Below are 13,668 nucleotides of genomic sequence, written 5' to 3'. Positions count from 1 at the left end.
ACGTCGTCGGGTTTTTTTGTTTCAGCCAATTATTGCTTGGCGGGTTCTGCCGGAGTAGCTGGAGCCGCTTCTGGCGCCGGAGTAGCCGGAGCGGCTTCTTCGGCAGCCTTCTGCTCGGCTTCGGTCTGATCTTTGGCAGCTTCAGCGTTTTCCTCGGCTGCTTCGTTCATCTTATCCTGAGCTTCACCCATTTTTTCCTGGGCTTGCTCGGCGTGTTGCTGTGCGTCTTGGGCTTTGTCTTCGCTCGCTTTATCGCAAGCAGCCAGGCCCATGGCAGCGGCCAGCATCAGAGCAAAAGCAAAAGGTTTACGCATGGGGGTGTATCTCCTTGGTGGAATAAGTGACTTGTTCCTTCGAGTGCCACTACGCGGAATAAGTTCAACGAAGATTACAGATATATAACGCCTCATTCTATATAGACTTTTCAACGAATTCATGAAGCCGCCCTGCGGCCAATGGGAACAGCCAATGAGCGATTCAACCTTGATGGCAATGGCCGAGCGCTTTCTCTCGGCTTTAAAACATTGTCAGTTGTTGCAGATGCGCGTGGCGCAGGCTGATGGCGATGGCATGACCCTGGTCCTGCCGTGGTCGCCGGCCATTGTCGGCAACCCGCAAACTGGTGCTGTGCACGGCGGGGCGCTGACCACGCTGATGGACACCACCTGTGGCATGGCCACGTTGTGTGTGTTGCCGCGCTTCGAAGTGTGCCCGACGTTGGACCTGCGCATCGACTACATGCACCCTGCTGAGGCCGGCAAGGACATCTACGGTCACGCCCAGTGCTACCGTGTTACCCGCGACGTGATCTTCACCCGTGGCACCGCCTACCAGGACGACCCCGACCAGCCCATCTGCCAGGTGGTGGGCACGTTCATGCGCCTGGGCCAGGACATCAAGGGCGGCATCCGTTTCGGCGACAGTCTGAAGGAGGGCAAGGCATGATTCCGCGCGCGGTGCGCCAGCAGCTCAACGCCGCCCATGCGGTGGGCGACTATCGACCATTGCTGGCGCTGATTCCCTATGCCGGGCTGGTCGGCATCGAATGCGAGCGTCAGGGCGATGACTTGTTGTTCCGCCTGCCGGCCAGCCCTGACAATATCGGCAACCCGCTGTTACCGGCCATTCATGGCGGCGTGATCGCCGGCTTCATGGAGCTGTCGGCAGCGCTGTACCTGCTGATCTACAGCGAGAGCGCAAGCATTCCGAAGATCATCGACTTTTCTGTCGACTACCTGCGCGCCGGGCATTTTCGCGATACCTACGCCCAGTGCCAGCTGTGGCGCCAGGGCCGGCGGGTGACCAACGTGGCCATCACCGCGTGGCAGGGCGACAGGCAGTCGCCGATTGCCACGGCCCGTGCGCATTTCAAGATCGAACCGGAAAAGCCCTTGAAATCATCCGGGCAGCCCCCATCTGCATGACATCCGCCGTTAACGCTGGCCGAATCGGCCGCCAGGCGCCATCGCCATCAGATCGGAGTTTCGAAGACCATGACTGTGGAAACACAAAAGGAAACGCTGGGCTTCCAGACCGAGGTGAAGCAACTGCTGCACCTCATGATTCACTCGCTGTACTCGAACAAGGAAATCTTCCTGCGGGAGCTGATTTCCAATGCTTCCGACGCCGCCGACAAGCTGCGTTTCGAAGCGTTGGCCAAGCCAGAGCTGTTCGAGGGCGATACTGACCTGAAGATTCGCCTGAGCTTCGACAAGGACGCTGGTACCGTGACCCTCGAGGACAACGGCATCGGCATGAGCCGCGAAGACGTCATTACCCACCTGGGCACCATCGCCAAGTCCGGCACTGCCGACTTCATGAAGAACCTCACCGGTGACCAGAAGAAGGACTCGCACCTGATCGGTCAGTTCGGCGTGGGCTTCTACTCCGCGTTCATCGTTGCCGACAAGGTCGATGTGTACAGCCGCCGTGCTGGTCAGCCAGCGGCGGAAGGTGTGCACTGGTCGTCGAAAGGCGAGGGCGAATTCGAAGTCGCCACCATCGACAAACCACAGCGTGGTACCCGTATCGTCCTGCACCTGAAGAAGGACGAACAGGAGTTCGCCGATGGCTGGCGCCTGCGCAACGTGGTCAAGAAGTACTCCGACCACATCGCCCTGCCGATCCAGCTGCCGAAAGAGCAGGCCGCCGCCGAGGGTGAAGAGCAGCCGGCCGAAGAGTGGGAAACCGTCAACCGCGCCAGCGCCCTGTGGACCCGTTCGCGCACCGAGGTGAAGGACGAGGAGTACCAGGAGTTCTACAAGCACATCGGCCATGACTTCGAAAACCCGCTGGCCTGGAGCCACAACAAGGTCGAAGGCAAGCTCGAATACAACTCGCTGCTGTACGTGCCGGCCCGTGCGCCGTTCGACCTGTACCAGCGCGAAGCGCCGCGTGGCCTGAAGCTGTACGTGCAGCGTGTGTTCATCATGGACCAGGCCGAGTCGTTCCTGCCGCTGTACCTGCGCTTCATCAAGGGTGTGGTCGATTCCAACGACCTGTCGCTGAACGTGTCGCGTGAAATCCTGCAGAAAGACCCGATCATCGATTCGATGAAAACCGCGCTGACCAAGCGCGTGCTGGACATGCTGGAGAAGCTGGCGAAGAACGAACCCGAGCAGTACAAGGGCTTCTGGAAAAACTTCGGTCAGGTGCTGAAAGAGGGCCCGGCCGAAGACTTCGCCAACAAGGAGAAAATCGCCGGCCTGCTGCGCTTTGCGTCCACCCAGGACGACAGCGGTGAGCAGAGCGTCGCCCTGGCCGACTACCTGGCCCGTGCCAAGGAAGGTCAGGACAAGATCTATTACCTCACCGGCGAGTCGTACGCGCAGGTCAAGAACAGCCCGCACCTGGAAGTCTTCCGCAAGAAAGGCATCGAAGTGCTGCTGCTGACTGACCGCATCGACGAGTGGCTGATGAGCTACCTCAACGAATTCGACGGCAAGGCCTTTGTCGATATCGCCCGTGGCGACCTGGACCTGGGCAAGCTGGATTCGGAAGAAGACAAGAAAGCCCAGGAAGAAGTCGCCAAGGACAAGGAAGGTTTGGTCGAGCGACTGAAAGGTGCGCTGGGTGACACCGTGGCCGAAGTGCGCGTATCGCACCGCCTGACCGACTCGCCGGCAATCCTGGCCATCGGCGAGCAGGACCTGGGCCTGCAGATGCGCCAGATTCTGGAAGCCAGCGGGCAGAAAGTGCCGGAGTCCAAGCCGATCTTCGAGTTCAACCCGAGTCACCCGCTGATCGAGAAGTTGGACCACGAGCAGAGCGAAGACCGTTTCGCCGAGCTGTCGCACATCCTGTTCGATCAGGCGGCCCTGGCGGCCGGTGACAGCTTGAAGGACCCGGCGGCGTACGTTCGTCGCCTGAACAAGCTACTGGTCGAGCTGTCTGCTTGAGTTGATGCATAGGAAAGCCCGCTTCGGCGGGCTTTTTTCATGGCTGCCTTTTTGTGAAAAGTGCCAAAGGAGTGCTAGATGAGCAAAGTTATCGTCGAGTCGCTGGTTTATCACCTGTCCGGCAAGGCCTATGAAAGCCGTTTGGTCTATGAGCCGGGGGCGCTGGGCCGTCCGGGCCTGGTGATGGCGCCGAACTGGATGGGCATTGGCGAAGGTGCCGAGCGTATCGCCAAGGAAGTCGCCGAGAAGGGCTATGTGGTGTTGATTGCCGACCTCTACGGGCAATCGGTGCGCCCGTCCAATGCCGATGAGGCAGGCGTGGCGATGATGCCGCTGAAGAATGACCGTGACGAACTGCGCAAACGCATGCAGGAAGCCTTGGCGCAATTGTTGGGCCAGTCGAAGGCGCTGCTGGAGCCTGGCAAGGTGGCTACCTTCGGCTTCTGCTTCGGTGGCTGCTGCGCCCTGGAGCTGGCCCGTAGCGGCGCCGACCTGCGCGCGGCAGTGTCGTTCCACGGTACTCTGGATACGCCGAACCCGGAAGATGCCAAGCGCATCAAGGGTTCGGTGCTGGTGTTGCATGGTGCCTCCGACCCATTGGTGCCTAGAGAACAACTGCCGGCATTCGAGGACGAGATGAACGCGGCCAAGGTGGACTGGCAGTTGCTCAGTTATGGCGGTGCGGTGCACTCGTTTACCGACCCGAATGCCAACGTGCCGGGCAAGATGCAGTACGACCGGCGCACTTCCGAGCGAGCGTTCCGTTCGATGCATAATCTGCTGAGTGAAGTGTTCCAGCGCTGAGATTGCAGGGGGCTGCTTTGCAGCCCTTCGCGGGTAAACCCGCTCCTACGCGACGGCCTGCGCCCAATCACCAATGTGCGTTCACCCCTGATCAGGTGTAGGAGCGGGTTTACCCGCGAATACGGTGGCGGCGGCAACGGTGAACAGCGGGTGGAGATTGGCCAGCAGGGCCGGCCCTTTCGCGGGTGAACCCGCTCCTACGCGACGGCCTGCGCCCAATCACCAATGTGCGTTCACCCCTGATCAGGTGTAGGAGCGGGTTTACCCGCGAATACGGTAGCGGCATCAACGGTGAACGGCGGGTGGAAATTGGCCGGCAGGTCCGGCCTCTTCGCGGGTAAACCCGCTCCTACACGACGGGCTGCGCCCAGCCGTCGACCTGTGTCCACCCCCGATCACCGAGGTAACTCGATCCTGGAATGTTCCCCCGGCACCACCGGCCAATCCCCCGCAGCCCACCTGGCCCGGGCCCGCTCGATCAGCTCCGGGTCGCTGGCCACGAAATTCCAGTTCATCCGACGCGGCCCATCCAGCGGTGCACCGCCAATCAGTACCAATTGGCATTCACCCTCCGCATACAACGTCACCTCTTCCCCCTCCGGCAGTACTACCAGGCTGCACGGTTCCACGTCTTCATCGTTCATCGTCAACTCACCATCGAGCAGGTACAGCGCCCGCTGCACATGCTCATTCGGTACCAGCAAGGTGGTCGCCGGCTGCATCTGAACGTGCGCATAAAGGGTAGGGGACAGCACCGGCACTGGGGACTTCAAGCAGAACCCGCTGCCAGCAATCATGCAGATACGTACACCCAAGCTGTCACTGACGGGCAAGCTCGCGGCGGGGTGATGGCTGTAGCTTGCCGGGCCTTGCTCAAACTCGCGCGGCGATGCCAGCCATACCTGCAGCCCATGCAGGCGCGAGCCATGGGCCAGGGCATCCTCGGGGGTGCGCTCGACATGCGCGACGCCGCTGCCCGCAGTCATCCAGCTGACATCACCTGGCAGCACTCGCTGCGCCGAGCCAAGGCTGTCCTTGTGCAGGATTGCGCCTTCGAACAGGTAGGTCAGGGTCGACAAGCCGATATGCGGATGTTGGCGGATGTCCATGCCATGCCCCGGGGCATAGTCCGTTTCGAGCATGTGGTCGAAAAACACGAACGGGCCGACGCTGCGGCACTGGGCTGACGGCAGCGGGCGGAGGATCGGCTGGCCCTCGACCGATTCGGCACGGGGGTGAATGACCAGGGGGCTGCTCATGGGACGGCTCCAGGCGAGGTGACAGTGCTTCAAGCATAACGGTTTGCCTGCTGTGGCTGAACCGTCGCGTTGGCCGGCCGGTCTACTGTTTTCATACTCGGATAAGGAACCTGCCCATGATTGCCAGAGCGCTGGCCTGCGTGATGTTGTCTGCCTGTCTAAGCCAGGCGGCCCAGGCACGCGACTACCGCTACAGCGATGCCCATTTGCATTACGTGGACTTTTTCCAGGAAAGCGAAGGCATGCCGGCCCTGCTTGAGGCCATGGATGCTGCGGGTATCGAGCAGTCGATGATTTCCGGAATACCAGTGGCCAAGAAATGGCACGAAGACGAACCCAAGCGCCCGCGCTACTACGCCGGTGATGACGCTGATGCCTACTGGTACAGCGCTACCGATACTTACGTGGCGGCGGCGCTGCAGCAATTGCCAAGTGAGCAGCGCAAGCGCTTCCACCCATTCCTCAGCGGTTTCAACCCGGTGGACAAGAATGCGGTCAGCCATATCGAGCGCATGCTCGATTTGTACCCGGGCCTTTGGCAGGGCATCGGCGAGGTGTTTACTCGTCACGATGATCTGACAGCGCTGACCAGTGGGGACACGCCGCGCGCCAACAACGAGGCCATGACGCGCATCTATCATCTGGCGGCCGAGCGCGATCTACCGGTGCTCCTGCATTCCAACATCACTTCCAAGCGCGAGCGCAACCCGCTGTACCTGGCGGAGATCGAAGAGCCGCTGCGCAATCACCCGCATACGCGATTCATCTGGGCGCATGCCGGCAGCAGCATGGAGATACACCGCCACCAGACGCAGATGGACTTTCTACTGCCAGTACTGACGCGATTGCTGGAGGACTACCCGAACCTGTATGTCGATCTGTCGTGGAGTGTGCTGCAGCCGTATTTGCTGGATAAGCACGGCGTGCCGCGCAAGGAATGGCTGGCGCTGGTCGAGAAGTACCCGGAGCGCTTCATGCTGGGGTCGGATGTGGTGGGGCGGTTTGGCAGCCTGGGGGAACAGATGCACGGGTTCAAGCCGTTTCTGGATGCCTTGCCGGAGGCGGTGGCGCACAAGGTGGCCCGGGAGAACTTTCTGGCGGTGTTGCCCAAGGCGCGCGATTAGCCTGCAATGACCAAAAACACTGCAAATGACCTGTGTAGGAGCGGGTTTACCCGCGAAGAGGCCAGCACAGGCAACCCAAACAAAAACGCCCCGAACCAGTCGGGGCGTTTTCATTTACAGCAGCAGCGTCTTACTTGCCTTCCCAGCGCTTGAGTACCAGGGTGGCGTTGGTGCCGCCGAAGCCGAAGCTGTTGCTCATGACCGTATCGATCTTGGCGTTTTCTTCGGTTTTACGCAGGACTGGCAAGTCGGCGACTTCCGGGTCCAGCTCGTCGATGTTGGCAGAGCCGGCGATGAAGTTGTTTTCCATCATCAGCAGGCAGTAGATCGCCTCGTGCACGCCGGCGGCGCCCAGCGAGTGACCCGACAGGCTCTTGGTAGAGCTGATCTTCGGTGCCTTGTCGCCGAACACGGCACGCACGCCCTTGATCTCGGCCACGTCACCGACCGGGGTCGAGGTGCCGTGGGTGTTCAGGTAGTCGATCGGGGTGTCGACGGTGGACAGCGCCTGCTGCATGCAGCGGATGGCGCCTTCGCCGCTCGGTGCAACCATGTCGTAGCCGTCGGAAGTGGCACCGTAGCCAACGATTTCGGCGTAGATCTTGGCGCCACGTGCCAGGGCGTGTTCCAGTTCCTCGACCACGACCATGCCGCCACCGCCAGCGATGACGAAGCCATCACGGTCAGCGTCGTAGGCGCGCGAGGCCAGTTCCGGGGTTTCGTTGCGCTTGGTCGACAGGGCGCCCATGGCATCGAACAGGAACGACTGGCTCCAGTGCTCTTCTTCACCACCGCCGGCGAAGACGATGTCCTGCTTGCCCCACTGGATCTGCTCCAGTGCGGTGCCGATGCAGTGAGCCGAGGTGGCGCAGGCCGACGAGATCGAGTAGTTGATGCCCTTGATCTTGAACGGGGTGGCCAGGCATGCCGACACGGTGCTGCCCATGGTGCGGGTTACACGGTATGGGCCGACGCGCTTGACGCCCTTCTCACGCAGGGTGTCCAGCGCTTCCATCTGGTTCAGGGTCGAGGCGCCGCCGGAGCCAGCCACCAGGCCGGTACGCGGGTTGGAAACCTGCTCTTCGGTCAGGCCGGAGTCCTTGATCGCGTCCTGCATGGCCAGGTAGGCGTAGGCAGCCGCGTGGCCGACGAAGCGGTAAACCTTGCGGTCGATCAGTTCTTCGAGGTTGAGGTCGATGGACCCGGAAACCTGGCTACGCAGCCCCATTTCCTTGTATTCCGGGTTGAAACGGATACCCGGACGGCTGTTGCGCAGGTTTTCGGTGACGGTAGCTTTGTCATTGCCCAGGCACGATACGATGCCCAGACCAGTGATAACGACGCGGCGCATGCGAATAACCCTTAGAAATTGTCAGTGGAGGTGAACACGCCGACCCGCAGGCCTTCGGCAGTGTAGATCTCGCGGCCGTCGACGCTGACCGAGCCATCGGCGATGGCCATGTTCAGCTTGCCCTTCAGGACGCGCTTGATGTGAATGTTGTACGTGACTTTCTTGGCTTCAGGCAGTACCTGGCCAAAGAATTTCACCTCGCCCGAACCCAGGGCGCGGCCACGGCCCGGCAGGCCCTGCCAGCCGAGGAAGAAGCCAACCAGCTGCCACATGGCATCGAGGCCCAGGCAGCCCGGCATTACCGGATCGCCTTCGAAATGGCAGGCGAAGAACCACAGGTCCGGGTTGATATCCAGCTCGGCGACCAACTCACCTTTGCCGTACTTGCCGCCTTCTTCGCTGATATGGGTGATGCGATCGACCATCAGCATGTTCGGCGCGGGCAGTTGCGCATTACCTGGGCCGAACAGCTCACCGCGACTGCAGCGCAGCAGGTCTTCCCGAGTAAAGGCGTGTTGTTTGGTCATGCGAGCTCCTCAATAACCCCCTGCGGCAGGGGATGAATCTTCCCGGCCGGCCCGAAAACCAAGCGCTTCGAGACGGCAGCCTACAGGTAGACTATTGCGTTGTGGTGAAAGTCACAGCGCACCTGGTGAAAGAAGTACAGGTGTGCACTGAAACGTCTATTTTCAGGTCCGATGAAGGTCCTGTCCAGTGTTTAAGACTGCCGCACTTTAGCATTTATCGCCAGTCGCGGTTGTCTGACCGGGTAACCAGCGCTGCAGCACCTGCTGCAATTCGGTGCGGCGCAAGGGTTTGCTCAGGTAGTCGTCCATGCCGGCGGCCATGCAACGCTCACGGTCGCCCTGCAAGGCATTGGCGGTCAGGGCGATGATCGGTAGCCCTGCGCCGTTGGGCAACTGGCGGATGCGTCGGGTGGCTTCATAGCCGTCCAGGTGCGGCAGGCGGCAATCCATCAGCACGGCAGCAAAGCGCTGCCGGCCGACCAGCTCGACGGCTTCGAGGCCATCTTCTGCCGTGCATACTGCCAGCCCCAGGCTGCGCAGCATCGCTTCTACGACATTCCGGTTGACCGGATTGTCCTCCACCAGCAGTACCTGATCATTGTCCGTCACCGTCGTTCGTGCAGTCGTAGGCGGCGTCAGCGGGACGGGGACAGGGTTGGCGAGGGCCAGCGGCATCTCCAGGGTGAAGGTCGAGCCCAGGCCCTCGCGGCTTTCACCGCGTAGCTTGCCGCCCATGCGTTCGGCCAGGGTTCGAGCGATCGACAGCCCCAGCCCGGTGCCACCATAACGACGGGAAATCGAGCTGTCGGCCTGCTGGAAGGCGACAAACATCATTTCCAGGCGGTCGCTGTCGATGCCGATGCCAGTGTCGCGCACGCTGCAGGTCAGCCAGATCAGCTGCCGGTCGAGCACCTGCCAGCGTGCGTCGACTTGCACTTGGCCACGCTCGGTGAATTTCAGGGCATTGCCTACCAGGTTCAGCAGGATCTGACGGATGCGTGTGGGGTCGCCGTTCACCTGCAGTTGCTCGATGCCGGCCGGCAGCTGCAACTGCAGGTCCAGGCCGCGTTGCTGGGCGCTGTGCTGGAACGACTGGACACTGCTGGTGATCAGCTCGCCGAGGTTGAAGTCGATGTGTTCCAGTTGCAACGCGGCGCGTTCGATGCGCGAAAAATCGAGGATGTCGTTGATGACCTTGAGCAAATGCCCGGTGGACTCGCTGGCCACTGCCGTGTAATCGGCCTGTTCACTGCTCAGCGGTGTGGTTTCCAGAAGTTGCAGCATGCCCAGCACGCCATTCATCGGGGTGCGCAACTCATGGCTCATCATCGCCAGGAAATCCGATTTGGCGCGGTTGGCCTGTTCGGCCTCCTCGCGGGCCTGGATGAGTTCGGCAATGGCCTGCTTCTGTTCATCACTGGCCTGTTCCAGGGCGCTGGCCAGGTTGTTGATGTGGCGGGCCAGGTGGCCCAGCTCGCTGTCGTCGACTACCGGCAGGGGGGTGTTGTACTCGCCTTGCTGAATAGCCTTGACCGCATGCCCCATGTCACTGATCGGCTTGGCCAGGCTCAGGGCCAGGCGGCGAGCCAGCAAAAAGGTGAACAGCAGGGCGAACAGCGCCAGGATCCCGGCCTTGATCACGATTTCCTGCTGGCGCTGGCTGAAGGCGTCATCGGACATGCCGACGATCACCCGGCCCAGGTAGTCGTCACCGATGGCCGGGGTGGTGGTTTTGCCCTGTTGCAGGAAGTCGTTGTCCAGGCGGATTTGTTGCAGGCGAATCGGCGCCTGGAACACTTCGACCTGTTGCGCGCGGTTGGCGCTTTCGTCGGACTGCTCGACGTACACCAGGATGTGGTTGCGGCTGTCCTGCACTTCCAGAAAGCGCACGTGCGGGATGCTGAGGGTGGCGCGCATCAGCCCTTCGAGCACTTCGTTGTTGCCCGAAATCACCCCGTACTCCGACGCCGGTGCCAACTGGTTGGCGATCAGTTGCCCGGTGTGGTTGAGTTCCTGGCGCAGGTCCTGGATGCGCACGAAGGTAAAGAAGCTGATCAAGATCAAGGTCAGTAGCAGGGCGGGGCCGAGGCTGATGATCTGCGTGCGGGTATGAATGTCCCAGCTCAAGCGTTTGCTCATGGGGTGGGTTCTCCCTCGGCCAGGGCCTTGACGGCGGCGTTCTGATCGATCGGTTCAAGACCCAGGGCACGGGCCACCTGCTGGTTGCCACTGACCCCGTAGCGCACTGGGTACAGGCTGCGCGGCCAGCGCGTCGGCGGCTGGTCGAGCAACTGGTCGAGCACCCACAGCCAGTCGTCCTGGTCGCTGTAGGTGCTGGCCAGGGCGCCAGCGCGAACGAAGCCGGCGTTCGGGCCGATCAGCGCCATCTGCCGGCCATAACTGCTCAACAGCAGGTTCTTTGCAGTCTTGGAGTTGTACAAGTCAGGGTCGTCCAGGCCCAGTAGCACATCGCTGTTGCCCAGCAGGTGCTGCAGGGGCCGGTTGTCACGCGGGTCGGACCAGTCCTGAGCAACGATTTCCAGGCCTAGCGGCCGTGCGGCATTGCGCAGTTCGTCCAGCAAGAAGCGGCTGTGCTCGCCGTACAGCACGCCAATGCGCCTGGCCTGCGGCAACAAGTAGCGTGCCAGGCGCAGTTGCCGTCCCAACGGTGCGTCGCTCCACAAGAGTGTGAGGAACGCGGGGCGCGACTTTCCCAGGCGCTGTTCAGCCTGTACCCGGCTGACCCGCATGACCAGTGCCGGCGGGCCGGCGGTTTCCCCCAGGCGCCATTCCAGTGCTGCGCTGTCGAGCAGGATCAGGCGTTGGTCGGCTTTGAGCTTGCCTGGGCGTGGCAGGTTGGCGGTGGTGCGAAACTGCACATGATCGTGCGGTCGGCGGCTTTCCAGTGCGGCGATGAAGCTGCGTATACCGGGCTGGTCCTCGGCCCCCACCAGCATGATTTCGCTGGCGGACAAAGGCCCCAACGGCCACAGGCACAGCAGCAACAGGCGCAGCAGCAGGGCCATCAGAACTCCAGCTCCGCGCTCACGCTCAGGCGGTGACGGCTGTCGTAGCGGTTCTGCAGGGCCGAGGTGGGTTCATCGTCCAGGCGCTGCTGCCACAGCGCTGCCAGCTCCAGGTTGCTGCCATACACCCGAAAACGCTTGGCCAGGCGCAGGTCCAGACGCTCGTAGCGATACTGGTTGAGGGCATCGTCGCCGTAATAGAACAGTGCGCTCGACCAGCCGGCCCCCCATTCGCGCATCCACCCTGCCGAGCCGCTGTTGCGGGCGCTGAGGCGGCGGTCGTCGGGGTTGCTGGCCCAGGCATCGACGTAGGCATAGGTCAGGCGCAGGCGGTCGCGCAGGGTAGGGCGCCAGTCCATTTGCGCCTCGCTGCCGCTGAAACGGGCCTTGTTGGCGTTGCTGGCGATGTACTGATTGTTCCTCAGAGGCTCGCTGATCATGCCGGTGATCTCGTCGTAGAACAGCTTCACATCCAGGCTCAGGTCGATGTCGCTGAAGTAGCCGTTGTAGCCTAGCTCGCGCGAGCGCATGCGCTCCTGTTCAAGGTCACCAGGGCCACGGGTCTTGACGAAGTACTCACCGTTTTGCAGCCCGAATGCATTGGGGGTCAGGTTCTTGACTGTGTAACTCCAGTTGACGTTGTTCTCGAACATGTCGGGCGAGCGCACCGCTTCGGAGTACACCGCACGCAGGCCGTGGCGTGGCGTGATCAGGTAGTTGACCGCGACGCGCGGTGTCAGCGAACTGCCAGACAGGCGCGAGTCTTCGAACATGGCCCCACCTTGCAATATCCAGTGCTCGTCGGCCCGCCATTCCAGCTGGCCGAACAGGCGCCAGGTCTGGTCGTCGAGGCTGCCGTTGAAGTAGGTCTGCGAGTCGGCGCGGTCATAGCGGTAGTTCATGCCACTGAGCAGGCGCAGGCTGTCGGTCAGGCTCAGGGTGTCCTGGATTTCCAGGTCATAGCGGGTTTCACGGGTGCTCTGGTCGACATCGCCGCAGACCTGCTCCCTTCCACCCATCTCCCATTGTTGCTGCACTTTCTGCAGAAGCCCTTTCAGGGCCGGGTCGTCAGTGGAAAGGGGGGCGCCAGTCGCAATACCGCGCGCCACTTTCTCGGCGAAATCGGGGTTCATCTGCCAGAGCTGGGTCAGTTCGGGGCTGAACGACTGCAAGGCATCACAGGCACGCCACACTTGCTGGCGATCAAAATGCTGGGCTGAGCCCTGGATATAAAGGCTGTGCTCAGCGCTGAAGTCTTTGGTCCAGCGCAACGAGCCCGCATAGTCCTTGGCGTTGACGTCGGCATTGTTCCCGGACTCGTACTTCTGGAACACCGGCTGGTAGGTGTAGGGCCGTTGATTGCTGCCTTCCTTGGCCGCCAGTTGCCACTCCAGGGTCTGGTCGACCGCCAGGTTGTGGTTGGCGCTGAGGTTGAAGCGGGTCAGGCGGCGGCTGTCGCGGTAGTCCTGGCCGAACTGGTTCTCATCGAAGCCATCGTCCTGTTGGCCCGACAGCGACAGGCGCATGTCGCCACCGTCCCAACCGAAGCCGTGGCTGGCATAGAAGTCGTTGATGCCGTCCTGGCCGCGCGTCACTTTCAGCCGTGTGCCATGGCTGTCGGCGGGCTTGCGGGTGAGGATGTTGACCACCGCCATCAGCGCGTTGGCGCCATAGCTGACGGTGTTCGGGCCGCGGAACACCTCGATGCGCTCGATATCCTCCATGGCCAAGGGGATGTCGCTCCAGTCCACCGTGGCCAGGCCTGCGCGGTACACCGAGCGACCATCGATCAGTACCTGCATGCGCCGTGCATCGTTGACGTTGCTGCCGTGGTAGTTGACCGTGGGTTGATTACCGGCACCGTAGCCGATCATCATGCCGGGTACCAGGCGCAGCAGTTCGGGGATATCACGGGCACCGCTGGCGCGAATCAGTTCGCTGTCGAGTACGGTCATGCTGCCCGGTACAGCGGCGGGGGATTGTTTCAGGCGTGTGGCGGTCAGAATCTGCGGCAGATCGGTGTTGTCGATGAACAAGTCGTCGGCCACGGCCTGACCGCCGAGCAGGGCGGTCAATAACAGCAGGCGCGGGTACGGGGGCGTGCCAGGAAACACGGGGCGGCCTTTGTTTCAGGATTGAAACAGGCATGGTAACTGACCTTGGCGTATTTTCCAGTGAT

At 61.8% G+C, this 13,668-nt stretch carries 12 protein-coding genes; 5 read left to right on the top strand and 7 right to left on the bottom strand.

Annotation, left to right across the window (positions count from 1 at the left end):
* Nucleotides 1-29: 29 nt before the first annotated feature.
* On the bottom strand, nt 30-314 hold the full coding sequence (locus ACF8GF_RS11845) for a hypothetical protein (protein WP_392487674.1): 285 nt from the start codon (nt 312-314) through the stop codon (nt 30-32).
* 154 nt (nt 315-468) lie between these two features.
* On the opposite strand from ACF8GF_RS11845, the gene ACF8GF_RS11840 reads away from it, so the two are divergent.
* The 4 genes from ACF8GF_RS11840 to ACF8GF_RS11825 all read left to right on the top strand — a co-directional run bounded on the left by ACF8GF_RS11840 (nt 469) and on the right by ACF8GF_RS11825 (nt 4,202).
* The gene (locus ACF8GF_RS11840; RefSeq protein ID WP_010954945.1) at nt 469-945 is read left to right on the top strand and encodes a PaaI family thioesterase; all 477 of its coding nucleotides are present in this window, start codon (nt 469-471) and stop codon (nt 943-945) included.
* On the top strand, nt 942-1,424 hold the full coding sequence (locus ACF8GF_RS11835) for a PaaI family thioesterase (RefSeq protein WP_392487673.1): 483 nt from the start codon (nt 942-944) through the stop codon (nt 1,422-1,424). Before ACF8GF_RS11840 ends, ACF8GF_RS11835 begins: the two co-directional genes overlap by 4 nt.
* A gap of 69 nt (nt 1,425-1,493) precedes the next feature.
* On the top strand, nt 1,494-3,398 hold the full coding sequence (gene htpG / locus ACF8GF_RS11830; RefSeq protein WP_176682175.1) for a molecular chaperone HtpG: 1,905 nt from the start codon (nt 1,494-1,496) through the stop codon (nt 3,396-3,398).
* 78 nt (nt 3,399-3,476) lie between these two features.
* Nucleotides 3,477-4,202, top strand: coding sequence for a dienelactone hydrolase family protein (locus ACF8GF_RS11825; RefSeq protein WP_176682176.1), 726 nt, complete (start codon nt 3,477-3,479; stop codon nt 4,200-4,202).
* 395 nt (nt 4,203-4,597) lie between these two features.
* Here ACF8GF_RS11825 and ACF8GF_RS11820 read toward each other — a convergent pair whose 3' ends face one another.
* Nucleotides 4,598-5,461 carry a pirin family protein gene (locus ACF8GF_RS11820; RefSeq protein ID WP_176682177.1) on the bottom strand — a complete coding sequence of 288 codons (864 nt, stop codon included), beginning with the start codon at nt 5,459-5,461 and terminating at the stop codon, nt 4,598-4,600.
* A gap of 116 nt (nt 5,462-5,577) precedes the next feature.
* Here ACF8GF_RS11820 and ACF8GF_RS11815 point away from each other — a divergent pair, with 116 nt between their 5' ends.
* Nucleotides 5,578-6,585: an amidohydrolase family protein gene (locus tag ACF8GF_RS11815; protein ID WP_176682178.1), complete on the top strand. Its 1,008-nt coding sequence runs from the start codon at nt 5,578-5,580 to the stop codon at nt 6,583-6,585.
* Nucleotides 6,586-6,715: 130 nt separating this feature from the next.
* Here the strand turns inward: ACF8GF_RS11815 and fabB are convergent, their stop codons facing one another.
* From fabB to ACF8GF_RS11790, 5 genes are all read right to left on the bottom strand, one after another.
* On the bottom strand, nt 6,716-7,936 hold the full coding sequence (gene fabB / locus ACF8GF_RS11810; protein WP_176682179.1) for a beta-ketoacyl-ACP synthase I: 1,221 nt from the start codon (nt 7,934-7,936) through the stop codon (nt 6,716-6,718).
* An 11-nt stretch (nt 7,937-7,947) separates the two neighbouring features.
* Nucleotides 7,948-8,463 carry a 3-hydroxyacyl-[acyl-carrier-protein] dehydratase FabA gene (fabA, locus tag ACF8GF_RS11805; protein ID WP_003251509.1) on the bottom strand — a complete coding sequence of 172 codons (516 nt, stop codon included), beginning with the start codon at nt 8,461-8,463 and terminating at the stop codon, nt 7,948-7,950.
* Between the two features lie 207 nt (nt 8,464-8,670).
* Complete coding sequence (locus tag ACF8GF_RS11800; protein WP_176682180.1) at nt 8,671-10,602, bottom strand: ATP-binding protein; 1,932 nt, start codon at nt 10,600-10,602, stop codon at nt 8,671-8,673.
* Nucleotides 10,599-11,489 (bottom strand): ABC transporter substrate-binding protein, encoded by an 891-nt coding sequence (locus ACF8GF_RS11795; RefSeq protein ID WP_176682181.1) that lies wholly within the window; start codon nt 11,487-11,489, stop codon nt 10,599-10,601. Before ACF8GF_RS11795 ends, ACF8GF_RS11800 begins: the two co-directional genes overlap by 4 nt.
* On the bottom strand, nt 11,489-13,603 hold the full coding sequence (locus tag ACF8GF_RS11790; RefSeq protein ID WP_176682182.1) for a TonB-dependent receptor domain-containing protein: 2,115 nt from the start codon (nt 13,601-13,603) through the stop codon (nt 11,489-11,491). The genes ACF8GF_RS11795 and ACF8GF_RS11790 overlap by 1 nt, the downstream gene beginning before the upstream one ends.
* Nucleotides 13,604-13,668: the final 65 nt, after the last annotated feature.

Source organism: Pseudomonas sp. yb_5 (assembly GCF_043103865.1).
GTDB classification, from domain to species: domain Bacteria; phylum Pseudomonadota; class Gammaproteobacteria; order Pseudomonadales; family Pseudomonadaceae; genus Aquipseudomonas; species Aquipseudomonas putida_Y.
The sequence above is the reverse complement of the archived record's forward strand: the minus strand, read 5'-3'. Positions and strand labels throughout refer to the sequence as shown.